The following is a 23,009-nucleotide window of genomic DNA, read 5'->3' on the forward strand; positions in this document are numbered from 1 at the left end:
AATTGTCTGATTATCGCCTGTACAAATTCGCGCGCCATCTGTTCGTCCAATTCGATAATTTGACTCGGCTTCGGCCCCGATTTCCGACCGTCAGAACCCAAAGTGGCAAATCGAAGACGGCATTCACCATCCTTGGTAGTAACAGCTGTGTAAAGGCAATCAACGCTGGTTTCGGGGGCCCTAGCGGGCTTGGTGTCGCGAGTCAATGATCGAATGCGTGCCATCGCCAGAGGGTAGGACGCTCCTGGGTGCTGGGCAGCGTTTTCCCCTGCTGGGGCGAAGTGGCTGACCCTGGCAGCGGCAGGGGAAGTCGGGATGGAACGCCGTCACCGACTACCCCTCAAACCCCGGCCCCCGCAGCGGCTCCCCGAACCGCGCCCGCATCTCCACTAACGGATCAACGGTCCTAATCGCCATCGAGACCCGTTCAGACAGGCTGCCCGTCAACAGCACCCATGACTGCCCGGCCTCGGTCAGCGCGTCGATGAACCACCTTGTCATTGCCGCCCGAACCGCCAGGTCACCTTCCCGCATGCCGTCGTCGTGCCACGGCACGCCCTCGTGGTCGGTCACCAGATACACCGCCCGGGGCGGCACCTGCGTCCACGGCTGCCCTGTCCGCGCCGCAGCACCGAGGTAGCGGCGCTCCCAGATCGCCGTCGCGAACGCATCGGTATCGCAGATCAACACCGGCGAGCCAGCCGCCGCCGCTGCCTCCTCCCGCCGGGTCTGCTCCACCGCAATTGCATCGAAATCGTCAGCGGTCCAGACCAACTCGTCCAGCGCAATCCCCGGTGAGCGCTCCCACTTCAGCTGGGTGTACTCCCGCCCGTATTCGTCAACGCACTGTGTCGAAGCCCAGACGCCACCCCGCGCCCGGTAGTGCTCCGCCAACAGCCCCGCAACGGTTGTCGTCCCGGTGGATTCGGCCCCGACCACCACCACCCGCGTCGTCAACCCCGCCTTCGTCGCCGGCGCCAGATCACCCCATCGTCCGGCCAGGTCCCGCCGCACCGCTGTGCCGGAAGTGAGACGGGTGCCGGACCGAACGTCCGCAGCTCCCAGCCAACGCGCCAGTTCAGCGCCATACGACTCACCGGAGAAGACCGCATCGACCGCCGGCTCACCGCCCACTCGCAAGGCCGCCGAGATCACCGCGACCTGGGCGGCCCACACCCGCTCATCGGTCACGTCCACCGGCGCATCGCAGCGCACCCCGATCACCCGAACCCCTGGCTCGCCCGCGTGCTCGGCCCACATCCACGCCACCCGGTCCGCCAGCGGCACAGTCTCCACCGCCGACGTCATGACCAACACCGTGAACCGCTCACACTGCGCTGCACCCTCACGAATGCCCGCATGGTGGCCGACGTGTGGTGGATAGAACTTGCCCAGCATCAGCCCATGCCGATATCGAGTCATGGTGACACCCTGACTGATTCGCGCAGAGAACAACGCTCCCGCGACCATGCCCGCAGCCCCGCCACGCACAGCGCCAGGAACAGCATGTACACCACCGCAGTGAGGTTCAGCCCGCGGCTGAAGTACAGCGGCACATAGATCACATCGGCCGCGATCCAGAAGTACCAGCTCTGAATCCACTTTCCGTTGAGCAGCCACTGCGCCACCAGCGACAGGCTGGTGGTCAGCGCATCCAGGAACGGCGCCGAATCATGCACCGACACCAGAATCGGATACAGCACCGAAGTCCCTATCCCCACCGCCACCACACACCACATCAGATGGCGGCCGCCAGCTGCCCGCACGTGAAGTGGTGTGCGACCACTGTCGCCGTACAGCCACTGCCACCACCCCACGAAACCCAAGACGATGTAGAGCACTTGCAGCGTCGAATCCGCCCACAACTGCGCGGAGGCGAACAACACCAGAAAGAACGCCGAGTTCGCAATCCCGACAGGGAAATTCGCCACACTGCGGCGCACCGTCAACGCAACGCAGGCCCCGCCGGTGAGGAACCCGAACAGCTCGGCCCAGCTCACCGGATCACCCCACAACGTGAACGCCACCGCATTGAGTGGCGCCACGATGCCCGCCAGCCAGTCCATCACTGCCCTCCGTTCCACCGGTGGATGATGCCGCGCACCGCGGGGGAGACCTCGCGATGCCCGACGATCCGCACATCCAAACCCACGTCCGCGACCACACCCAGCGCCCGCTCGATCGCCTGATCGATCCACCCGTCATCGTTGCGAAACACCCCGCCGCCCACGCGCGTCAGTAGCACGATGTTCGACCCGCCGCCGACAGCCTGCTCGGCCCCGGCCAGCAGCGTCGCCTCATAGGTGGCCTCGAGCACCAGCCGCGCGAACGGCTCCCACTCCCGCTGCCCCAGATGCGAATAGCCGATCGGCAACGCCGAGCAGAACGCCTGCGACACCAGCCGCCGCTCCTCACAGACATCGATCACCTGCACATCCCGGTGCAGCCCGATCGCCAACTGCCCCCGCAGCTCGTCGAACAGCTCGTCGTCCGCCCCACGCAACACCCCGCTGATCGCGGCCAACCCCTCGGTGGTGCACAGGGCGTACCCGTTGCTCATCGCCCACAAGTCCTCGACCGCCACGCCCGTCCGTTCGGCGAACGCCGCACCCAAGCCAGCCAGTGCATCGAGCTGACGCGAGGCCGTCTGCCCGACGCCGTCACCGCACGGCACCAGATAGTTGCGATAGATCGTCGCCGCACCGGCAGCCAATGCGCACGCCGGCCCCTGAGTGTGGTCGTGCTCGTAGCCGGTGACGCCATGCTCGGGAGTGACGTGCTGCGACGGCATCTCCAACAGGTTGAACTGCGAGGCCACCTGGAACAGCGCTCCCTCGAAAGCCTTCTCCGAATGCAATGCCCGGGCATCGCCCACCAGGGCACTCACCGTCGTGCGCTGCCCGCGAGACGCGTTCACCCGGCCGCGAAGCTCCGCCAGGGTCGGCAGCGTCAGCGAGCCGATGCCATAGCGCTTGCCGTTCACCGTCGACACCAGCTCGTCGCCCTCGACCTGCAACCGATCTTGCACCGAGGCATAGCTGTCCTCGGTGAACCCCGTCAGGATCTCGAACCAGTTCATCGCCGTGCCCTCCGTCGTCTAATTAGAGCAATATTCACACTAAATCTAAATTAGCGCAAATAATGCGCTTAATGTAGGGTCTCCACCATGGCCACGGACAGGAAGCTGCACGACTATCCCCGGCCCACCGTCGCCGTCGACACCGCGCTGCTGACCTGGGACGAAGGCCGCGGGCTGCTGGTCGCCGAGATGGCCCGCGACGACATCGGAAAGTGGGCGCTGCCCGGGACGTTCCTGCGCGCGGGGGAGACTCTGGCCCAAGCAGTGGAACGCTGCCTGCGCGATAAGCTCGGCGTCGAGGGAATCCGCCCCCGCCAGCTGCACGTCTTCGACGATCCCGACCGCGACGACCGGGACTGGGTGCTCTCGGTCGCCCACGTGGCGGTGGTGCGGCCCGAACAGCTCGACGCCCTGGGTACTGGATCGACGACAACCCGGCTGGCCCCGGTCGACCGGCCCGGTGAGCTGGCCTGGGATCACCCCGAAATCGTCCGGCTGGCCAAGAACGACATCCGGGAACGCTACGAGAACCAACCCGACCCCGAACGGTTGCTGGGCACCCGGTTCACCATGCGCGAGCTACGCCAGGTCCACGAGGCCGTCGCCGGCACGGCACTGCAGCGCGACAAGTTCCGTCGAACCATGGAACCGCTGGTGGTGGGAACCGGCGTGATGGCCGTCAACACCGGCAACCGCGGCCGCCCGGCCGAACTGTTCCGGAGGCGCCGGCCCTAGGCTGCGGCAAACCTGATCGCGACCAGCTTGTCGGCCTCCACTGCCGCGCGGAACTCGTCCAGCGTCGGCACCCGCGGATCGCGGAACTTCAGGCCCATCATCAGCTCGGCCTTCTTCGGCCCGTACTCAGTGGCACAACGATGGAACAGCGCGGCGACGGCCGCCGGGTCCTCGATAAGCTCACCACGCATCGCGGTCGTCCGACCACCGTGGGTCACCTCGGCCGGACCGCCGCCGCGGAAGTTCAGCTTCCACGTCGCATTCGCCAAGGCATACAACTGACCGTCGAGCAGGTGCGCGCTCACCGGCACCGTGTACTGCCGCCCCGACTTGCGACCGGTGAACCGCAACACCATGAACTGCTTGAGCGCCCCACCCGCGGGGGTGCGCAACACGAACTTCAGCACCGGATTCATCACCCGCATGACCACTCCGGGCGGTTCGGACAGACTGACCGCTGTGCTCTGTTCTGCCATCACTCCACCGTAGGCCGATCGGCAGGCAATGCACACGGCGCCCAGCTTGCACGGCCGCGGCCAGTCCGGCTTACATGGATTGATGGATCGTCGCCAGATGCTGCTTACCACCGGCCTGGGCCTGTTGGCCGCCGCCGCACGCACACCACAGGCCGCCGCCGCACCGTCCCGGCCGGTCCCGCAAGCCCCGGCCAGCGGCACCTATCTCTTCCACGACGAGTTCGACGGCCCCGCCGGCTCACCGCCCGACCCGGCGAAGTGGACCACCGCGCTGGCCCGCGAGTCGATGGAGGACCCGACGTTCTGGGAGCTACCCGAGAACGTCGGCCAGTACCGCGACGACCGCCGAAACCTGTTCCAGGACGGCAACTCCAACCTGGTGATCCGCGCCGCCAAGGATGGCCCCACCTACTACAGCGGCAAGATCTTCGGGAAGTGGAACGGCGGCATCGGCCACACCTGGGAAACCCGGATGAAGCTGGACTGCCTGACCCCCGGCTGCTGGCCGGCCTGGTACCTGTCCAACGAGAGCCCGGTCAACGGCGGCGAAGTGGACGTCCTGGAGTGGTACGGCAACGGAAAGTGGCTTCCGGCCACAGCGATCCACGCCAAGCTCAACGGCGGCGAGCACGTCAGCTCGCGAATCACGGTCGACAGCGGATGGCATACCTGGCGGCTGCAGTGGGACGACGCCGGCATGCGGTTCTGGAAGGACTACGTCGACGGCGCCGCGCCCTATTACGACGTGCCCGCGCACACCCTGCCGGACTGGCAGTTCAACGACCCCGGCTATCAGATGTTCCCGGTGTTCGACCTCGCGGTCGCCGGCTCCGGCGGCGGTGATCCCGGCCCGGGCAGCTACCCGGCGAACATGCTGATCGACTACATCCGGGTGTGGTAGCCGCGGACTGTGGGCCGTATGTACGCGGATCGGCCTTCGCGCGCGTATCCAACCTCGACAGTCGAGCGGGTCTCAGGACGCCCGACGCTCGACCGACCAGCAGCCTGGGCGAACCTGCGGCAGCTTCAATCGACGTAACGCTGCCGAGGAGTAGATGGTGGAAGGCATGCCACAAAGTCGGCGATCAACGGCGCTGTGCGCTCACGGGATGGTCAGACTCCGCCGGCGCCGAGCGATCAGGCAGCGCCAGCATGAGGATCGTCCGCTGGGTCTGGAAGAACTGACGACGCAGCGGACCGGTCGTATATGGCAGCCCGTATGTGGCGCACAACGCCTGAACACGTTGTGCGATCTGGGCGTAGCGGTTGCTCGGCAGATCGGGGAACAGATGGTGCTCGATCTGGTAGCAGAGGTTGCCGCTGAGGAAGGCCAGCACTCGTCCGGCGCGAAAGTTCGCGCTGCCCAGCATCTGCCGTAGATACCAGTCAGCCTTGGTCTCGCACTCGACGGCGCCGACCGTGAATTTCTCGGCACCGTCGGGGAAATGCCCGCAGAAGATCACCGCATAGGCCCACAGGTTGCGCAGCACGTTGGCCGCGACATTCGCGGTGAGCGCCCGTCGCCAGCGAGATCCGTTGAGAGCCGGGATGGCAACGTAGTCCTTGACCACCTGCTGGGCGATCTTGCTTCTCAACGCCTGTGTGTGCGCTGTTCGTTCGGCGGCGGTGTCGGCTCGCTCATGCTCGGAATGCAGACCGTGCAGTGCGATGCCCCATTCGAAGATGATGGCCAGCAGCACGTTGCGCAATGGCTGGGCCAGATTACGCGGCCGCCAGCTGACGTCGCGGGACATCCGCATGATCCCGAAACCGAGGTCGTCGTCGACGTCGACTACGTTGGTGAACACGTGGTGGCGATAGTTGTGTGAGTAGCGCCACTGCGAACTCAAACCGGCCATGTCCCACTCCCAGGTAGTGGAGTCGATTTCCGGGTCGTTCATCCAATCCCATTGCCCGTGGCCGACATTGTGGGCGATTTCCATGTTCTCGATGCTTTTGGCCAACGCCAGCGACACGGTACCCAGCACCCAGCCGGCCCGCGAGCGAGTACCGAAGATCAGCAAGCGCGAACCTACGTCCAGGGCTCGCTGGAACCGGATCGTCCTGCGAATGTAGGAGGCATCACGCGAACCGCGGGATTCCTCGACCTCGGTCCGGATCGCGTCGAGCGCGGCACCGAGTGCGTCGATGTCCCGTCGGTTCAGGTGGGCATACCCGGCGACGTCGGTGATGGCGATGGCACGTCCTCAAGGGGCAGTCCGTTGCATGATTGGGCCGCAACGGTATTGGAGGGCATGCCCGACAGTGAGCGGATGCTCGCGGCGCGCGTAAGGGCGGTCCCGTCTCGGGCCGGCTGTGGTGCCAGCTCTTTCAGAGTACCGTGGCAGCGGCGACGGGCAGTGGAAGTCTTGGACAATTCGGAGTATTCGCACGCCGACTAGAGGAGGCTGCAGTGATGAACTCGCGAATCGTACCCTGGGGCGGAATCTCCACGCCGGGCATCGCCGGGTGACAATCCAGGATCAGTTTGTCGCGGCGCTCGACGGCCGGCGTGGCGTGCAGGCCGCTGACCGGCTCTGCGAGGCATGCGTACTGTTGCTCGACGTCGACGCGGCCGCGATCTCACTGGTCTTCGACGGCGCCAATGCCGCTACGTTGGGTGCTAGTGGGCCGGAGGCTCGGATGTACGACGAACTGCAGTTCGTCTACGGGGAGGGACCCTGCCTGGATGCGGTGACTGAGCAGGTTCCGGTGCTCGTCGTCGATCTCAGCCACCCGGGGGAAGCGCGCTGGCCCACCTACGGTCGGGCGATGCTCGAGCACCAGATCCGGGGCGTGTTCGCTATGCCTGTCTTGGCTGCCGGTGAGTGTGTCGGGGCTCTCGACCTGTTCCGGTCGCGGCCTGGAGTGTTGCCCAGCGAGCAGTTCGCGGGTCTGGCGGTCGCCGCGGAATTGGCCGGCGTACCCGTGCTGGATCTGTTATCCGCCGACCTGGACGCTGCTGTCGACGATCCCGGCAGTAGCGCTTGGGCAGAGCTCAATGCGCTGAGTCGTGCAGAGGTAAGCCAGGCCACCGGGATGTTGATGGCACAGTTGGATGTGGACCCTACCGAGGCTCTGGTCCGGATCCGGGCCCATGCCTATGCCACCGGGCGAAGCGCCACCGAGGTCGCCCGGGACATCCTGGACCGCCGCCTGCGACTGGACGCCGACTGATGCGCGGCGAAGAACCCTATCCACACCAAGGCTGGGAGGATTGCCACGGTGAGCGACAACTCGCGTGAAACCCGCGTGCTGAGCGCGGTAGTGTCGCTGGTCGACAGCCTGCTCGACGACTTCGACGTCGTCGACCTGCTCACCGAGTTGACCGAACGGTGTGCCGAATTGCTCGACGTGGCCTCTGCGGGCTTCCTGCTCGCCGACCCGCTGCAGCGACTTCACCTGCTGGCTGCCACCTCAGAGCAGACTCGCGAACTCGAGCTTTTCCAACTGCAAGCTGAAGAGGGGCCCTGCATCGAGTGCTACCGCACGGGTGAGCCGGTGTTGGTCGCAGACGTGCGCGAATACTCTCAGCGATGGCCGCAGTTCGTCCCCGCTGCCGTGGAAGCGGGATTTACGGCCGTACACGCTGTACCGATGCGGGCAGCCGGTTCGGTGCTCGGCGCGCTCGGCCTGTTCAGCACCCGGCCCGGTGAACTCAACGACGCGGATCGGCTTGTCGGCCAAACGCTGGCCCACATCGCCTGTGTGGCGGTCCTGCAGGAGCATCCCCCCACTCCCGTGACGGTGGTCTCACCTTTGCGCTCCGCCCTCGCCGCTCGCGTCCTCGTCGAGCAGGCGAAGGGTTTCCTCAGCGAGATGCTCAACGTTTCGGTGGACCAGGCATTCCGGATCCTGCGCACCTACAGTCGCGCGCGCGGCGAGCACCTCACTGACGTGGCGCGCCGGCTGATCAGGGATCGCCATACCCGGCCGGAGCTTATCCGGGCTATGGCAGAACTGGCTCGCACCCAGCAGTGAGCGTCGCTCACTGCTGGCGGGCCCTGGCCCGGCGAACCGCTTCGTCGACCACTCGGTCGGCGACCTCGGACACCTTGATGTGCTCGTTTTGGCTGATCCGGGCGAGGCGGTCGAATGCCTCCCGCTCGGTGCCCCCGGATCGGCTGCGGATGATGCCGATCGCCTGGTCGATCACGCCTCGACTGCTCAGTGCCGCCTGCAGTCGTGCGGTGTGTTGCCAGGCGTCGTTGAGCAGTTGTGCGTTGTACACCGATACCGCAGCGGGACGGGCGAACTCGACGCCGAGTGTCACCGCGTGTTCGGTGAAGGCGTCCCGGCTGTGGGCGTAGGAGTTGATCGCGCCGATCACCTGCTCATCGACGATCAGCGGCAGGGCCAGCACGGAGCGCACCCCCATACGCGCGACCCGGCCGCCGAAATGCGGCCACCGGCGGTCACCGCCCAGCGAGCCGCTGGCGGCCGGTCGGCGAGTGTGCATGCAGGTGAGACAGGGCCCCTCGTTGAACTCCTCGTACTGCAGGGTGTCGATAGCGCGGACGAATTCTTCAGTGACCGAGCAGGTTTGAATGCGTGGCTTGGAATCTCCGGCGACGACCCCGCCGGGATGCGCCAGTGTCACACCCGCGGCATCGACACCGGGGATTGCCTGGACGGCGAATTGGGCTACCTGCCTGAGCAAGTCGTCGACGGTGCAGGCCCCTGGCACGATTCTGGCCAGACCGTCGAGGCCGAGTTTCAGGTCGAGTTCGTCGGACCGAAGCTGGTCGGCGGATAGCTCAGGCTCTGGCGGAGGCCTGCGGCCGGGCTGCGCGTCGTAATCGGGCATCGACCCTCCTCTCGACGAGCATCCTCAATCTACCCGCCACCGCTGACCAGCGATACAGCGTGTGCGCGCCGCAACTTGCCCGAGGGTGTTTTCGGGATTTCCCCGGGAGCCAGTACCGCCACCCGCCGTGGCCGGACCTCGACTTCGACAACCACCTCGTGGATCACCTGATGTTCGATTCGACGTACTTCTTCGGGGTCGTCGAAAGCCCTGGATTCCACTGCTACTGCGAATGATTCGCGTGACTGCCCGGCGTCCAGGCGCACCGCCACGGCGCAGCCGGGGCGCACGCCCTCGACCCGGGACGCCGCACGCTCGATGTCGGTCGGATAGATGTTGCGTCCGGCCATGATGATGACGTCCTTGACCCGGCCGCACACGACGACCTCGTCGTGCTCGGTGAGATAGCCGAGGTCTCCGGTGTCGTACCAGCCCTCGTCGTCCTGCGCCGGGATGAATCCGGCGAGGGTGGTGTAGCCAAGCGTGACGGACTTACCGCGCACCTGGATGACGCCGACACCGCGGCGGCCGAGAATGGCGCCGTCCTCGTCGACAATTCGGGCTTCCAGTCCGTCGAGCAGACGACCGAGGGATACCAGGCGACGGACGTGGCGCCGGGCCGCGGGCACGGCGCGGCGCAGCACGGCCAACAGGTCGGCGTCGACCTCGTCGACAACCATCCCTGTTCCGCAGGCTGAGAACGACGCCGCCACCGTCGTCTCGGCCATTCCGTAGGCGGGCACGATAGCCTCCGGTCGCAGGCCGTAGGGGGCGCCGGCGGCGCACAGTTCCTCGACGTCGGCGGGGTCGACCTGCTCGGAGCCCGACAGCGCCCACCGAAGCGAGGACAGGTCGAACTGGCCCGGACTGTCGAGTTGGCGCAGTCGTTTCGCCAGCAGCCGGTAGGCGAAGTTGGGGGCCGCGGTCATGGTGCCCTTGTACTTGTCGATCAGTTTGACCCACAACAAGTTATCGCGCAGGAAGTCCATTGGAGTGAGCTTGACCAGCTCCCCGCCGAAGTACATCGGCACCGTCAGAAAACCTGTCATGCCCATATCGTGAAAGCACGGTAGCCAGCTCACGATCACGTCGGATCGTGTGTCGAACTGGGCCCCGACGAACATCGCCTCGGCATTGGCGACGACGTTCGCATGCGTGATGTGGACGGCTTTGGGTGACCCCGTCGAGCCGGATGTCAGCTGTAGGAAAGCGAGGTCGTCCTCGGCGGTGTCGACGGGGTGGCGCACGGGTTGTGTGCGGGCCAGTTGGTTGACGACCAGCACCCGAATGCCTACCTGGGTGAGAAGCGGTACGGCGGCCAGGAATGGCTCGGAGATGATCACGGCGGCGGCGTTGATCGCCGTGATCACCGCGGTAGTCTCCGCTGCCCAGCGCTGCAGGTCCGTCCGCGGGGTCGGTTGGTGCAGCATCGTGACCGAAGCGCCCCGCATCCAGATCGCCTGCGCGGTCGGTGCGATGTCGACAGGGGCTCCGGCGAGGACAGCAACCGCGTCGCCGTGGCCGATGCCCGCCCGGGCCAGCCCGCCGGCGATCCGGGCGGCTAGCGCGTTGATCTCGGCCCAGCTGCGCCGTATTGGGGCGTCGGGCTCCCCTGTGACCATGCCGTTACTGCTCCACCGGGCATTTCCGTACATCGTCTCGGTGAATGTGCTCATGGATGTCCTCGTGCATGCCGCGCGATGCTCGACCCGCACTGTTGTGGCTGCAGGCAATGCTGCCCATGCCAAGCGCCGGTGGCGCCAGAACTGTGGTCGGTTCGCGTCGGACCGGCGTACCGGTGCGGTGGGGCGTTCAGATCGCCACCGTGACGTTTCCGTGAGGCTGTGTCGTCAGCCCTGCTGACCGTACCGCGCCCGCACCGGATGGGCTGGGGAAGTCAGCCGTCTAGTCCTCGTCGCCGATGATGTGCATCGCGGCTTCCTCGGCCGAGGCCGCTCCGCCGTCGATGCCGACGTCGGAGGCGAACAGCTCGGCGTCGTCGTCCTCCCCGGAGCCGAGGTTCGAGGCCACCAGCCGACCCGAGCGGGCCCGCCCTACCTCGTCGTCCTCCGGGAACTCCGCCTCGCGCTCGGCCTCGTCGGAACGCTCCTGGTCCAGCTCGTCGAGCACGTTGTTGATCCGCGAGAGCGGGTCGGGCTCCTCCTCGGCCAGCAGCTCGTCGAGGGTTTCCTTGCCCGGATGGTCCAGCACGGTCTTGGCGTACGGCCGCTCCGGCGGGGAAATGCCCTCGTCGAGGATGTCGTCGACGCCACGGTCGACCAGGGTGTCCTCCGGCTGGAGCTGATTGTCGTCATCGACGCTGTACTCACCGGATTCGATCGTGGTGTCATCCCAGGTGCTCACACCATCCACAATGGCACGATCTGCAGCACAAGCCACGGTCACAGCAACAACTAAGGCCTTTGGTCATCGCCTAGCAGGCACATAGCGACTTCTTTGAGCGCCCTAAAAATCGACTGCCACGCTCGATGCCATGAAGACACCTCGCTCCGGATTCCGCCGGGCCGCCGTCGCCTCCTGGACGCTGGCCGGAATCGGCGTGGCCGGCGTGGCCGGCGCCTCCGCCCTCGCCTACGCGGACACCTACAAGCCGCCACCGGTGGCCGAGGTCCCCGCTCCCGAGGTCATCGACCCGGCTCCCGTCGTCGCCCCGCCGCCGCCACCGGTGGACGTACCGCCTCCGCCGCCCGTCGACACCCCGCCACCGGCCCCGGCGCCCGTGGTGCAGGCGCCGATGCAGACCTACACCCCGGTCTACACGCCGAAGGCGCCGGTGCAGCAGCAAGCGCCGGTGCAGCAGCAGGCCCCGTCCTCGTCGTCTTCTTCGTCCTCGTCGTCATCAGGGCAGTCGGCGTTCCCGATCCGTAAGAGCCACATTCCCAGCGGGGGATCGGTCTCCGGCGGCGGCAACAACTTCTCCCCGCATGTGACGGTCTCGCGCGGCTCATGACCAGTGAGGCATTGTGGGCGCTGGGCCGTGGCAATGGCATCGTCGCGCTGGCATTCATGACGATCTCGGTGGCGTTGGGCATCGGGACCCGGTCGGGACGTCCACTGGTGGCGTTGCCGCGCTTCGCCGTCGCTGACGTGCACCGCTTCGTCGCCCTGGCTGCGACGCTCCTAGTGCTGCTGCACATGGGTCTGCTGTTCATGGACCCCTACGCCAAGCTGCGCCTGATCGACTTCGTCGTGCCGTTCCTGGGCGCCTACCGGCCGCTATGGCAAGGGTTGGGCACCGTAGCCTTCGATGTTCTCGTGGTCGTCATCCTCACCAGCCTGCTACGACAGCGTCTGGGGCTCAAAGTCTTTCGCATCATCCATTGGGTGACCTACCTGCTCTGGCCGATCGCGATGGCGCACGCGCTGGGCAATGGCACCGATACCGACCGGATCTGGTTCCTGGCCTTCGCCGGCTGCTGCGCGCTGATCGTGGCGGCCAGCCTGGTGTGGCGGTTGCGCTCCAACTTCACCGAGTACGCCGATGCGTGACACCAGGCTGCTGGGCGCACACGGCCCCGGACTCACCGAGCACCACAAGCATTTCGGCCCCCTGCCCGAGGTCGGCCCGGACCTGATCGCGGCGATCGAGGCGGCCGGCCTGTCCGGGCGTGGCGGCGCGGGATTCCCCACCGCCCGCAAGATGGCCACCATCACCGGACGCAAGCCGGTGATCGTCGGCAACGGCGCCGAGGGTGAACCGTTGAGCCGCAAAGACGCCTTGCTCCTGACCAAGGCGCCGCACCTGGTGATCGACGGACTCGAAGCGGCCGCCGCGGCCATCGACGCCGACAAGGTGTACCTCTACGTGCACGCCGCCGCCGTCGCCGCGGTCACCAAAGCCCTTGCTGAGAGACCGAATCGGGTGACGGTGATCGAAGCGCCCGATACGTTTGTCGCCGGTGAGGAGTCAGCCGTGGTTCGCCGCGTCGAGGGCGGGCCGGCCCTGCCGCGCGACCGCATCGTGGTGGCCGCCGTGTCCGGGGTGCGCGGGAACCCGACCCTGGTCAACAACGTCGAGACGCTGGCCCACATCGCGCTCATCGCCCGCTACGGCCCGGAATGGTTCCGTTCGGTGGGGGACCGTGACGAGCCCGGCACCATGCTGGTCACGCTCTCCGGCGCGCTCGACAACCAGGGCGTGCTCGAGGTGCCGACGGGCACGCCACTGATCAACCTGATCGACCCGCGTGGCGTGTCCGCCGTGCTGGTCGGTGGATATCACGGAAGTTGGCTTCCCGCTGACTCTTTCGCCGGTGCTCGACTGTCGAGGGCCGGACTCAAAGAGCTCGGAGCCAGCCCGGGTGCGGGCATCATCCATGCCCTGGGCCGCACCGAGTGCGGGCTGGCGCGCACCGCCGAGATCGTCGGCTACCTGGCCGACGAGAGTGCCCGCCAGTGCGGTCCGTGCCGCAATGGCTTGCCTCGGCTGGCGCAGCTGGTCGACGAGCTGGCCTACGGTCGGGCCAATGATGCTGTGGTGAAGGAGATTCGGCGCATCACCCGGCTGGTCGACGGCCGCGGATCGTGCCGGCACCCGGACGGCTCGGCACGGTTTGTCCGCAGTGCGCTGCGCGCGTTCGCCACCGATATCGAACTGCACCATCACGATCGCTGCACCGCGGCCGACGCGGTGGTGCGCGACTAAAGGCCGATCAGTCCAGACGCGTGCAGCGCATCATCTACTTCTGCGCCATCGCGAGCAGTTCGTCGATGCTCGAGGCGTCATCTGGAACCGCGGCCGCCATCATGACGGCGTGAGCCTGCTCGGGTGAGGTCGCGGGCGGCACCACCAGAAGGATCAGCCGGCGGCCGCTGACCCCGACTACCTCGGCGGTGTGGGCAGGCTGCCGTTGGTAGCCGGCCAGCCGCACGGACCGGTTGCCGACGAGAATTTTGTTGGGGGCCTTGACCCATTCGGTCACCCGGTACAGCACGTCACTGATGATTCCGAGTCGCACCGAGAGCACCGCGAGCAGGTCGGGAACCTCGGCCGCGAGATCGGTGCTGTGCGGCCACCAGGCTCCGTCTACCAGACCTGTGGAGGGCGCCTTGGACTTGAGCCGCAGACGCGGGGTCTCCTGGGGTGCAGGTTGTTGCCAACCTTGTGATGGTCGGGTGTGGGACTGCGTCATGAGACGCTCCGTTCTCCGGTCGTTCGACGACCGATATGTCCGTCGGCAACACGCTGTGGTCACGTGCAAAATGCCGGCGCTACCGCCCAGCTTACGCTTGATCCAAGTGGGGCAGTGCTCGATGGAGCGATATGCATCGATGATGCAGGATGAAATACCCTGTGCGGCAACAACTGCGACCGTATGGGAACGTTAGCGACCCTTGTTGTTGAGCACGGGATCGCTCGGTGAACCATCGCCCTTGCCGCGCTTGTCGGCTCGTTTCTCTTTCAATGACTTGGCGGACTTCTTCGACATTGATTGTCGAGGCGATTTGTCGGACACTGGTGCCCCTTTCATCAGGGGGCCGTTTACTGGTCCCGTCCACTGACGCTACACCTGAATTCCACGCCGCGGGCCGCGATCAGATTCCCGCAGCGCGGGCGATACCGACCGCCGCCGGTGCCGGGGTGGCGGGCGGTGGCTGTGCACAATGCGGGAACCTGGCCCGGGCGCTGGCTCTCACTGTCCGGCTCCAGCATGCGCTCGTCTGCCGGCCGGTGATCGACCAGGCGGTCGGCGTGATGCGCGGCCGCACCGGGCGAAGTACCGACGAGGCACTCGATCAGCTCCGTTCGATCAGCCAGTCCGAGCAGCGCAAGTTGGCGATGTCGCTCGCAGCCTCGTCGATGAGTCGATGAGGCGGTACGCCGTGCCCGCGTCCGCCGTACGTCGTGAGTGGGGGTGTAGTGTCGACTGTGTTGGTAACCCAGCCAGTCCGGGGCGGGTCAGCTGTACGCCGCTGACTTTGACGAGCATCAGCTCAAGCCGGACACCGGTGACGACCGCAAGACGGGATCACCTTGAATTTTCTTTCGCCCCTTCCATCGCTGCTCTATCCTGCGACACGTCAACATATTCCGGGTGTCAAACGGGTCGGCATCATCAGTACGTATCCGCCTACGTGCTGTGGTCTTGCTACTTTCAGCGCGGCCCTAGCCGATGGTCTGCGGGGCAACGGTGTCGACGTGGACGTGGTGCGGATCGCCGACGGCTCGCCCACCGACCACACCGCGGTCGTGGGGGAACTGGTCACTGGTTCACCGGCATCGACAGCTGAGTGTTCGGCACTGCTGAACGCCTGCGATGTGGCCGTCATTCAGCATGAGTACGGCATCTACGGCGGCCGCGACGGCGAGGATGTCGTCGACTTGATCGGCGGGCTACGCGTGCCGTCGATCGTCGTCGCTCACACAATTCTGAAAAATCCCACGCCACATCAGCGATCGGTCCTGGAGGCCATCGCGACGATGGCCGATCACGTCGTGGTCATGACGACAGCGGCCAGCGATCGCCTCGTCGGCGGCTACTCCGTCGACCGCCGGAAGGTGTCCACGATCGCCCACGGCGTGCACGTCGGGGCGGGCACTCACGTGAAGCGCTCGGGACGACCGATTCTGTTGACATGGGGGCTGTTGGGACCCGGAAAGGGAATCGAGCGGGTCATCGATGTGATGGCCTCACTGCGCGACCTTCCTGGCTGCCCGCACTACATCGTCGCCGGGCTCACCCATCCGAAAGTGCTGGCCGCGGAGGGGGAGGCGTACCGCGAAGCGCTCCTCGCCCGGGCGATCGACGGCGGAGTCGCTGACTGTGTGCAGTTCGACCGCTCCTACCGGGACGCCCACTCGCTGAGCGCGCTAGTCCAATCTGCGTCGGTGGTCGTGCTGCCCTATGACTCCACCGAGCAGGTCACCTCGGGGGTCTTGGTCGATGCGATCGCCAACGGCCGTCCAGTGGTGGCCACCAAGTTTCCGCACGCAATCGAGTTGCTCCGCGACGGCACCGGAATTGTTGTCGATCAAGACGATTCCGTGGCGCTCGCAGCTGCCTTGCGTCGTGTTCTGACCGACCCCTGCCTGGCCGGGACAATGTCGGCCAAGGCGCGGTCGATTGCGCCGACCATGGCGTGGTCGATGGTCGCAGCCGAGTATCTTGCGGTGGCAAATCAGTTGTGTGCCAAGCGATCGGCAGCGTTATGAATCCTGAATCCTCTGTGCCGTCCTTCGAGCACCTCGTCCGCATGACCGACAGCCGCGGCACCTTCGAACACGCCATCCTTGACAAGCCGGACCCGAGCCACGGTTACTGCACCGACGACATGGCCCGGGTGTTGGTGGTGGCCACCCGTGAACCGAATCCCCCTGGAGACCTCAACCGGATCGCAGGGATTGCGCTGCGATTCCTCGGTGATGCTCAGTCGCTCACCGGCGCCTGCCGCAACCGGATGGACAGCTCGGGCAAGTGGACCGACGAGCCTGGTCTCGCCGATTGCTGGGGCCGATGCCTATGGGGTCTGGGAACTGCAGTCGCTCACAGCTCCGTGCCGTGGGTGCGCACGTCGGCTCTCATCCAGTTCGAACGCTCGGCCAAGGTCAGGTCGCCCTGGCCCAGGGCGATGGCCTATGCGGCTCTCGGCGCCGCCGAAGTCATCTCGGCGCGCCCTGACCACTCCGTTGCCCTCAGTCTGGCCACCGACTATGCGATGTCGATTCCCCGACCCGGCGACGACGCGGAATGGCCCTGGCCCGAACAGCGGCTGACCTATGCCAACGCGGTGTTCGCAGAGGCCATGATCGCCTGCGGCGTCGCGCTGGAGGCGCCCAGACTCTGGCAGCGTGGACTCGCACTGCTGTCCTGGCTGCTCAGTGTGGAAACGACCGACGGTCACCTGTCTCCCACGCCGGTCGCGGGTCGGGGACCGGGGGAGCACGGGCCAGCCTTCGATCAACAGCCGATCGAGATTGCGGCGCTCGCCGACGCGTGCTCGCGAGCCGCAGCGGTCGATGCCAGCGCCGAATGGCCTGAGGTGATCCGTGCGGCCGCCGCCTGGTTCGAGGGAGCCAACGACGTCAACGTGCTGATGTGGGATCCCGAGACCGGGGCCGGCTTCGACGGCCTGCAGCCCGACGGGGTCAACCGCAACCAGGGGGCGGAGTCGACGTTGGCTGTGCTGTCGACCCTGCAGCATGCCCAACGAGTATCGCTTCTGCAGCAATGACGTCCACCACTGAGTTGGCTACCCGCGGCACCCAGCGACTTGCCGCCAATCCCGCGCGGGTGATCACCCGCTTCTTCGTACCGGGTCAGGAGGGTTTCGACCACGAGGACTCGCGGGCAGCGGCGGTGCTGCAGCGTGTCCTGGCCCTTACCGACGAGGACGTGCTGGTTTCGTTGGACGAAGTGATCACCCGGTTCGAACACCGGCACCGGGATCTGGCCGCCACTTTCCGTGTGCACGCGCGCGAACTCGCCGATCGACTCCGCCCCGGGCAGAGCCTGTCCGAGGCGAGGATGTTGTTGCTCGGAGCAGCTTTCACCAGCGAGTACGCTGTCGAGGGCGCTGCGCTGTGTAATCCGAGCATCGTCGCGCATCCTGACCAGTCGGGGCTGCCCGACGGTGATCTCAGAGTCGTCATGAGCGTGCGGGGTATCGGGGAAGGGCACATGTCCTCGACCGGATTTCGCACCGGGGTGATCGACTCGACGGGAAACCTCCGAATCGACCGCCCAGTGGAGCTCGCGACGGTCGGCTGGGTCGGCCCGGCGGTTCTCGACGCCGAGACGTTCGGGGCCGAGTTGGCTCGACTCGACGACGTGGGGGAGACGGCCGATTATGTTCTCGGTGCGCTTGGTGACCGCTTCACCCGCGCCGATCTCGACGAGCAACTTGCCCGGCTGCACTCCCACCGCAGCACCCGCGGGCACGCGCAGGGCACCATCGCCACGATTCGCGCCATCGCCGATCGTTACTACGCTGTCGAGTTCCGCAAGCGGGTGCCGATGTCGGAGCGCGTGCTGTGGCCGGCGACAAGCGCGGAGGCCGTCGGCCTCGAAGACGCACGCTTCGTACGTTTCGTCGAGGAGGACGGAGCTGCGAAGTTTTACGCCACCTACACCGCCTACAACGGGTCGAGTATCGCGCAGCAAATGCTGGAAACTACTGATTTCCAATCATTCACGTCCCGGCCCGTCGTCGGAGCCGCCGCAGCCAACAAGGGACTCGCACTGTTCCCTCGTCGCATCAACGGGCGTTATGCCGCTCTGTCTCGGGCCGACCGAGAGTGCAACGCGATCGCATTCTCGGATCGGCCGTACATCTGGAGCACGGCGGTTCGGTGCCAGCAGCCGACGGAGAGGTGGGAGATTTTGCAACTGGGAAACTGCGGATCGCCCATCGAGACCGAGTCCGGCTGGCTCGTCTTGACACACGGTGTCGGGCCGATGCGCACGTACCACATAGGGGCTTTGCTTCTCGATCTCGACGACCCGACCCGCGTCATCGGGCGGCTTCGCGAACCATTGCTGAGCCCGTCGCCAGAGGAGTGCGATGGTTACGTACCCAATGTCGTCTACTCGTGTGGGGCGATCGTCCACGCCGACACCCTGCTGTTGCCCTACGGAATCGGCGATGCTGCAATCGGATTTGCGACAGCTCGGCTTCCTGATCTGCTGTCGGCGCTGGGGGCTTGAGCACGCCGGGCAGAAGTACCCGGTCGGACTGTGCGCGCGCAGTTAACCGAGTCGCTGCTACCGCGGGCGGAGAGAGAGCGTTGACATGACGGACATGAACGAACCACCCGTGATCGACGTCGATACCGACGCCGAGCTCGTCAATGCAAAGGAGAGCTGGGTTTCCGAAGGTGGATCGATGGATCCAGACGTCCGGCCGCCTCCCGGTGGACGCTGAGCCTCCGCCACTGGATCATGGTCTGGTATGAAGCGAGATGTGGGTGCAGACCTCGAAGTTGAGATCACCGCGCCGACGACGTTGGAGTTCCAGATCGCTGTTGCGCCGCACCCGGGCACCTCGGTGCGCGAGTCGCTGTCCTTTGTGCTGGACGGTTCGCCTGTCACGCCGTTGGAGATCAGCGGAATGCACGGCTCCCGCATCCACAAACTCGACGTTCCCGTCGGCACACTGAAGGTGCACTATGAAGCGACCGTCGTGGGTACGACGGCCCCCGCACCGGTCACCGAGCACGATCTGTCGATGTATCTGAGGCCTAGTCGCTACGCCGAGGCGGACAAGTTCTATGGTTTTGCCGCAACGGAATTCGGTAGCTACCACGACTCGTCGGCGCTCCTCGAGAAGGTGTCGCGATGGGTGGGCACTCGGCTGAGTTACGTGCCCGGATCCAGCGATCCGATCGACGGTGCTGTCGACACCCTGCTGGCAGGTGCCGGAGTCTGTCGTGACTTCGCGCACCTTGTGGTCGCTCTGCTGCGAGCGGTCAACGTCCCGGCCCGGGTCGTGTCGGTGTACGCACCGGGCTTGTATCCCATGGATTTCCACGCAGTGGCCGAAGCGTACGTCGATGGTCAGTGGCGCGTGGTCGACGGAACGCTGCTTGCCCCGCGGCAATCCTTGGTGCGTATCGCCACGGGCCGCGACGCGGCGGACACCGCATTCCTGGACAACCACAAGGGTGCAATCACGTTGAGCTGGCTGGAAGTGAAGGCCGTCGTCGACGGCCAGCTGCCCACCGATTCCATCGATCAGCTGGTGTCCATCTGCTGATCGACGGGCCGCATCCGGTCGCTTGCGGTTAGTGGAGCTTCGCGCGGAGTCTGGCGATCACTCAGCCTGCCACGGCGACGACGGGATGCGGGTAGGCCTCGCGACGGTGCTGGAAGTCGAGTATCGCCGGGTTCACGACGACACCGTCGCGAATCTCGATGGCCCGCGAGATCGTCGACGATGCATCCCAGCTTGCCGGGCCGCCCAGCACGGCGGCGATATGAGGCAACAGTGCCTGGCTGATCTCCCAAGTCGCCGAGTTCCACAGATAGGACGGGCTGTGGTCCACGGCGTAATAGTGTACACCGCAGGCGATTTCGATGACCGGCTGGACAAATGAGGTCGGTCGCGCCCAACTGAATCCCATGCCGCTGTCGCATGACACGTCGACAATCAAGCTGCCCGGTCCGAACGCGCCAAGTTCGTCTGCATTGACGAAAATCAGTGGTGCCGAGGGATCCTGGAGAACGCAGTTCACCACGATGTCGTTGGCCGCAAGGAACTCCGCCATTGGAACCGGGCCATCAGGGGAATCCGCCCACACGCGTTGAGGGATCTGCTCGTCCTGGTGCATCTGGAAGATCTGCGTCGAGTGGATCGGCGAGGCGACGGCGGCTACTTCCCGATTGGTCAGCACTCGGACGTCATCGACGCCGTGCGCATTGAGCGCCGTGACTGCTCCACGGGCTGTCGCACCGAATCCGATGACGGCGGCACGCAGCCGGCGACCGTAGGTGCCGGTCAACCCGGCCAGCTCCAGCGCGTGCAATACCGAGCAATAGCCTGCGAGTTCGTTGTTCTTGTGGAAGACATGCAATGCGAAGGTGCCGTCGTCATGCCAGTGGTTCATCGCTTCGAATGCAAGCAATGTCATGCGACCGTCGATGGCCGCCTGTGTCAGCACGGTGTCCTGAACGCAGTGTGGCCAGCCCCATACGACTTGTCCTTCTCTCATGTCCGCGAGATCCCCGGCCTGCACCTTCGGTAGCAGGATCACATCGCAGTCGGCCAGCAGTTCCTCGCGCGACCTCACACGGCCCATGATGGCGGCCAACGCGTCATCATCGATATCGAATCGTTCGCCGTAGCCTTCCTCGAAGAAGATCCGTTGTCGCAGTGGAGGATCGATCTTGCCGACATGTGCGGGATGGATCGGCAGTCGATACTCGTTCTCCTTGCGTGAGTGAGCCATGACGCCCATCGAAAAGGGCTTTCCACCAGGAGTTTCCGAGTAGGGCGAACAACCGGGCTGGTGAGATGATGATGGGTGATGCGGGTTTTCAGACATGCGGGCCGTCTTGGCTTGGGGTCCTGGTCGGGCCCGATCGATCAACCTTACGCTCTTGGTGCTGTTGGGAAGTCTCGGAGTACGGCCATCGGCACGTCTACCCGGTGTACGGTTGCCTGAGTTCCGACTCGAGTTAGCGGTTGTCTTCCTATGCTGATGCGTCCGGGATCAGCCCTGCAACCCGCGTGAGGAACTCCCCATGAACGAACTTCTCCGGTCCGATGTCCTTGTCGTGACCTTGGTGACGGCGTGACATTCAGCAGTAATGCCCGCAGGTTGGCCAGTCCTGTGCGCGTCACTGTAAGCCCGTCTCCGGGCGACGAGATCGACGGTGCCTGGTGGCCGCATTCCGGGCTTCTGGCGCGCGAGCTGCCCGCCCTTGTTGACGCTCTCCGGCCGGTCCTGGGTGAGATCGTCGACATCGCACTGAACTGGTCCGCGAACGCGGGGGCACCTGTGCTCAAGCCGCTTTCTTCGGGGTCGATGTCCATGCTTGGCTGGAATGACCGCAGGCAACGTTTGGTGCTTGCCGTGGGCCGCACCGCCCAAGCGCGCTTATTGGTGGTGCCCCACTCGACTACCCCCGCTCTGGGCCGGATAGTGTTGCGTCGGGCCGCGTCGATGGCCCTCTCTGCCGACGATCTGAACAATCCGATCCTAGAGACAGCCGACTGCGTTCTACGGGCAGCGAAGGCCGAAAGCGTTGTCTGGCGTGCCCTGCCTGGTGCGCTCGCCGCCGATTCGTCGGCAGTCTGATGCCGTGACCGCGCCTTGTTTGTCGGCACCCGTAACCTCCGCCGGTATGGCAGATCGGGCGCTCCGTCGGGCCCGCGTCAGGCGGGCCGCACAGGCTGCGGGTGTAGTGTCAAAGCAGGTCCGTCAGTAGCGCTGATGCGTTGTCGTGAGACGTCCGCGGATCGACCCGCCAATTCTTAGGACCCTGCACATGCAACACTCCGACCTTTTCTCGCAGCCCGTTGAGGTTGTCGAGGCCGCGGCCTACGACAAGGACAGCGAGCCCGTTCAGAATCCGGTCTTCTCCGATCTGGAAGGCCGCTCCGAGAACCCCGCACAGCGTCCGGCCTCGTCGTGAATGGGCTGCGGGGGCCGCGCCGCACCGCCAGCCCCGTACGCCTGACCCTCAATCGTGCTCTGGGCGCCGACATCGACGGTGCGTGGTGGCCGCATACCGGATCGATGGCCCGCGAGTTGCCCGAACTGATCGAAGCTCTGCACTCGACGCTGGGCGAGATCGTCGACATCAGCATCAACTGGTCGGCTACCTCCGGGGCGCCCATGTTGAACACCCACAGCTCCGCTGCGTTGGCGAAGATGCGGTGGAACGACAGCCGGCAGCGAATCATGGTCGTCGTCGGCCGAAATGGCTGCGCCCGGTTGCTCGTGATACCGCATATGACGGCACCCGCGCTGGGGTTGATGGTGCTACGTAGAGCCGCCGATATGCCGATTCCGGTGTCGGAGCACGAGAACGCGGAGTATCTGGCTGCCGACCGGGTGGTGCGGGCCGCACAGTCTCAGAGCGCTACCCAATCCGCGCAGACGCCGCTGCATGAGGTCGCGGAGACACCGCAAAGCTGATCAAATGCCAAGGGCTGGCACGGCATAGCCGTACCAGCCCTTGGTGTGGTCTGTGGTCCGATCAGACCGCGGACACCCGAGTCGCCTGGGGACCCTTGGGGCCCTGGCCGACCTCGAACTGAACGCGCTGATTCTCCTCGAGCGACTTGAAGCCGCTGCCCTGGATCTCGGAGTAGTGCACGAACAGATCCTGCTCGCCACTGTCAGGAGCGATGAAGCCGAAGCCCTTTTCGCCGTTGAACCATTTCACAGTTCCCTGTGCCATCTATCTTTCTACTTTCATTCAGATGGATGCCTACTTGCGACATCCAG

27 protein-coding genes are annotated in these 23,009 nt (G+C 65.6%); 16 read left to right on the forward strand and 11 right to left on the reverse strand.

Features of this window, described 5'->3' with window-relative positions:
* Positions 1-333: 333 nt before the first annotated feature.
* From G6N35_RS23965 to G6N35_RS23975, 3 genes are read right to left on the reverse strand one after another with little or no spacing between them, the layout of a single operon-like run.
* Positions 334-1,422 (reverse strand): AAA family ATPase, encoded by a 1,089-nt coding sequence (locus G6N35_RS23965; protein ID WP_163806757.1) that lies wholly within the window; start codon positions 1,420-1,422, stop codon positions 334-336.
* The gene (gene pnuC / locus G6N35_RS23970; RefSeq protein WP_246224491.1) at positions 1,419-2,084 is read right to left on the reverse strand and encodes a nicotinamide riboside transporter PnuC; all 666 of its coding nucleotides are present in this window, start codon (positions 2,082-2,084) and stop codon (positions 1,419-1,421) included. Before pnuC ends, G6N35_RS23965 begins: the two co-directional genes overlap by 4 nt.
* On the reverse strand, positions 2,066-3,079 hold the full coding sequence (locus G6N35_RS23975) for a hypothetical protein (RefSeq protein WP_163806759.1): 1,014 nt from the start codon (positions 3,077-3,079) through the stop codon (positions 2,066-2,068). Before G6N35_RS23975 ends, pnuC begins: the two co-directional genes overlap by 19 nt.
* Before the next feature lie 87 nt (positions 3,080-3,166).
* On the opposite strand from G6N35_RS23975, the gene G6N35_RS23980 reads away from it, so the two are divergent.
* Complete coding sequence (locus G6N35_RS23980) at positions 3,167-3,814, forward strand: NUDIX hydrolase (protein WP_163806761.1); 648 nt, start codon at positions 3,167-3,169, stop codon at positions 3,812-3,814.
* Here the strand turns inward: G6N35_RS23980 and G6N35_RS23985 are convergent.
* Positions 3,811-4,290: a hypothetical protein gene (locus G6N35_RS23985; protein WP_163806762.1), complete on the reverse strand. Its 480-nt coding sequence runs from the start codon at positions 4,288-4,290 to the stop codon at positions 3,811-3,813. The two genes, G6N35_RS23980 and G6N35_RS23985, sit on opposite strands and share 4 nt — an antisense overlap.
* A gap of 97 nt (positions 4,291-4,387) precedes the next feature.
* On the opposite strand from G6N35_RS23985, the gene G6N35_RS23990 reads away from it, so the two are divergent.
* Positions 4,388-5,191, forward strand: a complete 804-nt coding sequence (locus G6N35_RS23990; protein WP_163806764.1) for a glycoside hydrolase family 16 protein — start codon at positions 4,388-4,390, stop codon at positions 5,189-5,191.
* Positions 5,192-5,375: 184 nt separating this feature from the next.
* Here G6N35_RS23990 and G6N35_RS23995 read toward each other — a convergent pair whose 3' ends face one another.
* Entirely contained in the window at positions 5,376-6,488 is a 1,113-nt protein-coding gene (locus G6N35_RS23995; RefSeq protein ID WP_163807897.1) for a fatty acid desaturase family protein, read from the reverse strand.
* Positions 6,489-6,759: 271 nt separating this feature from the next.
* Between G6N35_RS23995 and G6N35_RS24000 the strand changes: the two genes are divergently transcribed.
* Both G6N35_RS24000 and G6N35_RS24005 read left to right on the forward strand, forming a co-directional pair.
* Positions 6,760-7,467 carry a GAF and ANTAR domain-containing protein gene (locus G6N35_RS24000; protein WP_163806766.1) on the forward strand — a complete coding sequence of 236 codons (708 nt, stop codon included), beginning with the start codon at positions 6,760-6,762 and terminating at the stop codon, positions 7,465-7,467.
* Positions 7,468-7,515: 48 nt separating this feature from the next.
* A complete protein-coding gene (locus G6N35_RS24005; RefSeq protein WP_163806767.1) occupies positions 7,516-8,271 on the forward strand; it encodes a GAF and ANTAR domain-containing protein in 756 nt (251 codons plus the stop codon).
* A 7-nt stretch (positions 8,272-8,278) separates the two neighbouring features.
* On the opposite strand, the gene G6N35_RS24010 is transcribed toward G6N35_RS24005, so the two are convergent.
* The 3 genes from G6N35_RS24010 to G6N35_RS24020 all read right to left on the reverse strand — a co-directional run bounded on the left by G6N35_RS24010 (position 8,279) and on the right by G6N35_RS24020 (position 11,461).
* The gene (locus tag G6N35_RS24010; protein WP_163806769.1) at positions 8,279-9,097 is read right to left on the reverse strand and encodes a GAF and ANTAR domain-containing protein; all 819 of its coding nucleotides are present in this window, start codon (positions 9,095-9,097) and stop codon (positions 8,279-8,281) included.
* 29 nt (positions 9,098-9,126) lie between these two features.
* A complete protein-coding gene (locus G6N35_RS24015; RefSeq protein WP_163806771.1) occupies positions 9,127-10,773 on the reverse strand; it encodes a fatty acyl-AMP ligase in 1,647 nt (548 codons plus the stop codon).
* A 229-nt stretch (positions 10,774-11,002) separates the two neighbouring features.
* The gene (locus G6N35_RS24020) at positions 11,003-11,461 is read right to left on the reverse strand and encodes a DUF5709 domain-containing protein (RefSeq protein WP_163806773.1); all 459 of its coding nucleotides are present in this window, start codon (positions 11,459-11,461) and stop codon (positions 11,003-11,005) included.
* Between the two features lie 130 nt (positions 11,462-11,591).
* On the opposite strand from G6N35_RS24020, the gene G6N35_RS24025 reads away from it, so the two are divergent.
* Genes G6N35_RS24025 through G6N35_RS24035 form a run of 3 tightly spaced genes read left to right on the forward strand, consistent with a single transcriptional unit; the run spans position 11,592 to position 13,763 of the window.
* Complete coding sequence (locus tag G6N35_RS24025; protein ID WP_163806775.1) at positions 11,592-12,068, forward strand: hypothetical protein; 477 nt, start codon at positions 11,592-11,594, stop codon at positions 12,066-12,068.
* Complete coding sequence (locus G6N35_RS24030) at positions 12,065-12,607, forward strand: ferric reductase-like transmembrane domain-containing protein (protein ID WP_163806777.1); 543 nt, start codon at positions 12,065-12,067, stop codon at positions 12,605-12,607. The genes G6N35_RS24025 and G6N35_RS24030 overlap by 4 nt, the downstream gene beginning before the upstream one ends.
* The gene (locus tag G6N35_RS24035; RefSeq protein ID WP_163806779.1) at positions 12,600-13,763 is read left to right on the forward strand and encodes an NADH-ubiquinone oxidoreductase-F iron-sulfur binding region domain-containing protein; all 1,164 of its coding nucleotides are present in this window, start codon (positions 12,600-12,602) and stop codon (positions 13,761-13,763) included. The genes G6N35_RS24030 and G6N35_RS24035 overlap by 8 nt, the downstream gene beginning before the upstream one ends.
* 34 nt (positions 13,764-13,797) lie before the next feature.
* Here the strand turns inward: G6N35_RS24035 and G6N35_RS24040 are convergent, their stop codons facing one another.
* On the reverse strand, positions 13,798-14,250 hold the full coding sequence (locus G6N35_RS24040) for a DUF5994 family protein (protein WP_163806781.1): 453 nt from the start codon (positions 14,248-14,250) through the stop codon (positions 13,798-13,800).
* Between the two features lie 539 nt (positions 14,251-14,789).
* Here G6N35_RS24040 and G6N35_RS27110 point away from each other — a divergent pair.
* The 6 genes from G6N35_RS27110 (at position 14,790) to G6N35_RS24065 (ending at position 19,810) form a co-directional block, all read left to right on the forward strand.
* The gene (locus G6N35_RS27110; protein ID WP_220098524.1) at positions 14,790-14,930 is read left to right on the forward strand and encodes an ANTAR domain-containing protein; all 141 of its coding nucleotides are present in this window, start codon (positions 14,790-14,792) and stop codon (positions 14,928-14,930) included.
* Between the two features lie 216 nt (positions 14,931-15,146).
* Positions 15,147-16,271, forward strand: a complete 1,125-nt coding sequence (locus G6N35_RS24050; RefSeq protein WP_163807898.1) for a glycosyltransferase — start codon at positions 15,147-15,149, stop codon at positions 16,269-16,271.
* Complete coding sequence (locus G6N35_RS24055) at positions 16,268-17,290, forward strand: glycosyltransferase (RefSeq protein ID WP_163806783.1); 1,023 nt, start codon at positions 16,268-16,270, stop codon at positions 17,288-17,290. The genes G6N35_RS24050 and G6N35_RS24055 overlap by 4 nt, the downstream gene beginning before the upstream one ends.
* On the forward strand, positions 17,287-18,762 hold the full coding sequence (locus G6N35_RS24060) for a glycoside hydrolase family 130 protein (protein ID WP_163806785.1): 1,476 nt from the start codon (positions 17,287-17,289) through the stop codon (positions 18,760-18,762). Before G6N35_RS24055 ends, G6N35_RS24060 begins: the two co-directional genes overlap by 4 nt.
* Positions 18,763-18,856: 94 nt before the next feature.
* Positions 18,857-18,979: a hypothetical protein gene (locus G6N35_RS27675; protein WP_281357044.1), complete on the forward strand. Its 123-nt coding sequence runs from the start codon at positions 18,857-18,859 to the stop codon at positions 18,977-18,979.
* 27 nt (positions 18,980-19,006) lie between these two features.
* Positions 19,007-19,810: a transglutaminase-like domain-containing protein gene (locus G6N35_RS24065; protein WP_163806787.1), complete on the forward strand. Its 804-nt coding sequence runs from the start codon at positions 19,007-19,009 to the stop codon at positions 19,808-19,810.
* A 61-nt stretch (positions 19,811-19,871) separates the two neighbouring features.
* Here the strand turns inward: G6N35_RS24065 and G6N35_RS24070 are convergent, their stop codons facing one another.
* Positions 19,872-21,002: a N(5)-(carboxyethyl)ornithine synthase gene (locus G6N35_RS24070; RefSeq protein WP_163807899.1), complete on the reverse strand. Its 1,131-nt coding sequence runs from the start codon at positions 21,000-21,002 to the stop codon at positions 19,872-19,874.
* A gap of 345 nt (positions 21,003-21,347) precedes the next feature.
* On the opposite strand from G6N35_RS24070, the gene G6N35_RS24075 reads away from it, so the two are divergent.
* From G6N35_RS24075 to G6N35_RS24080, 3 genes are all read left to right on the forward strand, one after another.
* The gene (locus G6N35_RS24075; RefSeq protein ID WP_163806790.1) at positions 21,348-21,854 is read left to right on the forward strand and encodes a DUF5994 family protein; all 507 of its coding nucleotides are present in this window, start codon (positions 21,348-21,350) and stop codon (positions 21,852-21,854) included.
* Between the two features lie 190 nt (positions 21,855-22,044).
* On the forward strand, positions 22,045-22,191 hold the full coding sequence (locus tag G6N35_RS26990; protein ID WP_170313148.1) for a hypothetical protein: 147 nt from the start codon (positions 22,045-22,047) through the stop codon (positions 22,189-22,191).
* Complete coding sequence (locus G6N35_RS24080; RefSeq protein ID WP_163806792.1) at positions 22,188-22,697, forward strand: DUF5994 family protein; 510 nt, start codon at positions 22,188-22,190, stop codon at positions 22,695-22,697. The genes G6N35_RS26990 and G6N35_RS24080 overlap by 4 nt, the downstream gene beginning before the upstream one ends.
* Positions 22,698-22,758: 61 nt before the next feature.
* On the opposite strand, the gene G6N35_RS24085 is transcribed toward G6N35_RS24080, so the two are convergent.
* Positions 22,759-22,962 (reverse strand): cold-shock protein, encoded by a 204-nt coding sequence (locus tag G6N35_RS24085; RefSeq protein WP_163806794.1) that lies wholly within the window; start codon positions 22,960-22,962, stop codon positions 22,759-22,761.
* Positions 22,963-23,009 lie beyond the last annotated feature (47 nt).

It is taken from the genome of Mycolicibacterium anyangense, assembly GCF_010731855.1.
Lineage (GTDB): Bacteria > Actinomycetota > Actinomycetes > Mycobacteriales > Mycobacteriaceae > Mycobacterium > Mycobacterium anyangense.

Coding starts and splice junctions, on each gene's coding strand:
- G6N35_RS24025 (WP_163806775.1), top strand. CDS start 11,592: ATGAAGACACCTCGCTCCGGATTCCGCCGGGCCGCCGTCGCCTCCTGG.
- G6N35_RS23975 (WP_163806759.1), bottom strand. CDS start 3,079: ATGAACTGGTTCGAGATCCTGACGGGGTTCACCGAGGACAGCTATGCC.
- G6N35_RS23980 (WP_163806761.1), top strand. CDS start 3,167: ATGGCCACGGACAGGAAGCTGCACGACTATCCCCGGCCCACCGTCGCC.
- G6N35_RS24065 (WP_163806787.1), top strand. CDS start 19,007: ATGAAGCGAGATGTGGGTGCAGACCTCGAAGTTGAGATCACCGCGCCG.
- G6N35_RS24085 (WP_163806794.1), bottom strand. CDS start 22,962: ATGGCACAGGGAACTGTGAAATGGTTCAACGGCGAAAAGGGCTTCGGC.
- G6N35_RS24010 (WP_163806769.1), bottom strand. CDS start 9,097: ATGCCCGATTACGACGCGCAGCCCGGCCGCAGGCCTCCGCCAGAGCCT.
- G6N35_RS27675 (WP_281357044.1), top strand. CDS start 18,857: ATGAACGAACCACCCGTGATCGACGTCGATACCGACGCCGAGCTCGTC.
- G6N35_RS24060 (WP_163806785.1), top strand. CDS start 17,287: ATGACGTCCACCACTGAGTTGGCTACCCGCGGCACCCAGCGACTTGCC.
- G6N35_RS23965 (WP_163806757.1), bottom strand. CDS start 1,422: ATGACTCGATATCGGCATGGGCTGATGCTGGGCAAGTTCTATCCACCA.
- G6N35_RS23985 (WP_163806762.1), bottom strand. CDS start 4,290: ATGGCAGAACAGAGCACAGCGGTCAGTCTGTCCGAACCGCCCGGAGTG.
- G6N35_RS26990 (WP_170313148.1), top strand. CDS start 22,045: ATGCAACACTCCGACCTTTTCTCGCAGCCCGTTGAGGTTGTCGAGGCC.
- G6N35_RS24030 (WP_163806777.1), top strand. CDS start 12,065: ATGACCAGTGAGGCATTGTGGGCGCTGGGCCGTGGCAATGGCATCGTC.
- G6N35_RS24055 (WP_163806783.1), top strand. CDS start 16,268: ATGAATCCTGAATCCTCTGTGCCGTCCTTCGAGCACCTCGTCCGCATG.
- G6N35_RS24070 (WP_163807899.1), bottom strand. CDS start 21,002: ATGGCTCACTCACGCAAGGAGAACGAGTATCGACTGCCGATCCATCCC.
- G6N35_RS24040 (WP_163806781.1), bottom strand. CDS start 14,250: ATGACGCAGTCCCACACCCGACCATCACAAGGTTGGCAACAACCTGCA.
- G6N35_RS23990 (WP_163806764.1), top strand. CDS start 4,388: ATGCTGCTTACCACCGGCCTGGGCCTGTTGGCCGCCGCCGCACGCACA.
- G6N35_RS24015 (WP_163806771.1), bottom strand. CDS start 10,773: ATGAGCACATTCACCGAGACGATGTACGGAAATGCCCGGTGGAGCAGT.
- G6N35_RS24035 (WP_163806779.1), top strand. CDS start 12,600: ATGCGTGACACCAGGCTGCTGGGCGCACACGGCCCCGGACTCACCGAG.